This window comes from Frankia canadensis (assembly GCF_900197875.1).
GTDB lineage: Bacteria > Actinomycetota > Actinomycetes > Frankiales > Frankiaceae > Frankia > Frankia canadensis.
On record NZ_FZMO01000431.1, the window covers coordinates 1 to 1,371 of the forward strand.

Genomic DNA, 1,371 nt, shown 5'->3' on the forward strand with positions numbered 1-1,371 from the left:
GCGGACGCGACCAGACGATGTCCAGCGACCGATCCTGCTTCGCCAGCGTGATCCGACCGTCCCGGAAACTGAAACAGTTCCGGAAGTAGGTCGCCGAATCGGTGGTCCTGCCCTTCTTCTTGAAGGTCGGGTACCTCGCGCGCTTCCGCCAGAAGTTCACATAGGCGGCCTGGAGATTCCGCAGTGCGGCCTGAAGAGGACCCTTCGACGGCTCCGCGAGCCACCGGGTTTCCGGATCCCGTTTCCAGCCGGTGAGCATCCGATCGGTTTCGGCGTGGGTGATCCGACGTCGCTCCCGAGACCATGCACGGTGCCGCTCGGCCAGCGCCCGATTGTACACGTAGCGCACGCAGCCGAACGTTTCCGCGAGCTGCCTGGACTGTTCGGGTGTCGGATAGAAACGGTAACGGTACGCCCGCTTCACCACCCGAATTCCCATACCTGAAAGAATACACCATGCCGCTGTCATCCTGACACCGAAGTTGACGCGCTAACCCCGCCCTGAAGGACGGGGCCTGCGCGCTACGTTCTTTGGTCACCTCTGATCCGCCAAGCCGCCGTAGCAGGCCGCGGAGCTGGAACCGGCTCACCGTTGGGCTACCGCGGCCCGCGCTGTCGGACGCAGGGCCGAAAGCGTTGAGACCTGCTCTTCGAGTATCCGCAGTCTGTCCTCGGGCGGCATCGCGAGGATCGCGTCGACCTGGACCCGCAGACCCGGATCCGACGTCCATGGCCGTCCCACCACCGCACGAGCGCGCACCATCGCTTCCGCCGCCCGCGCGCGGTAGTACGCCGCGCGCTCCGCGGCTGTCCGCGGAGCCCCCGTCCCGGCCGAAGCGACAGATGGGCGGGGCGCAAGATCGTCTACCGAAGTCTCCACTTCCCCAGAATGCCAGCGACCTCCGACAGGCTGCGGACGGGGGGGCCTAATGGGGGGTGTGACGATCTCGAATCCTGGATCATGCTAACAAAAAGCTAACAAATTGCTAGCAAAAACTAGCGGCCCCGGTCCGGCCTCCGCACCACCCTACACACCCGAACACACCCACACACCCCGCCACAATAACCACCCACAGTGACCTCCGGAAATCCCGCAAAGGTCACGGGACAACCCGACGATGACATAACGTCACCGATTACAGTCACACACCGTCGCCGATCACGCCCTGACTTCCGTAGATCGGCCCTGCCGCCGACAACGTTCTGTTATCAGCGGAAGTCGCCTGAGACTACAGATCGTTACCGATTTCGGCTCAGGGCCGCACGGCGGGTCCGTTCCCCTGGCTTCCACGGCCACGACCAGCGGGGAACTACCAGCCGAGCGGAGACCGTCGAGCGGGGACCGCTTCCCCCTGGCCTCCACGGCCACGG

The 1,371-nt window shown here is 64.7% G+C and carries 1 protein-coding gene; it reads right to left on the reverse strand.

Annotated features, from left to right (window positions below):
* Nucleotides 1-427, reverse strand: a 427-nt coding sequence (locus C1A33_RS25295) for an RNA-guided endonuclease InsQ/TnpB family protein (protein WP_243407936.1), incomplete at its 3' end; no start/stop codon positions are given.
* Between the last annotated feature and the right edge of the window lie 944 nt (nt 428-1,371).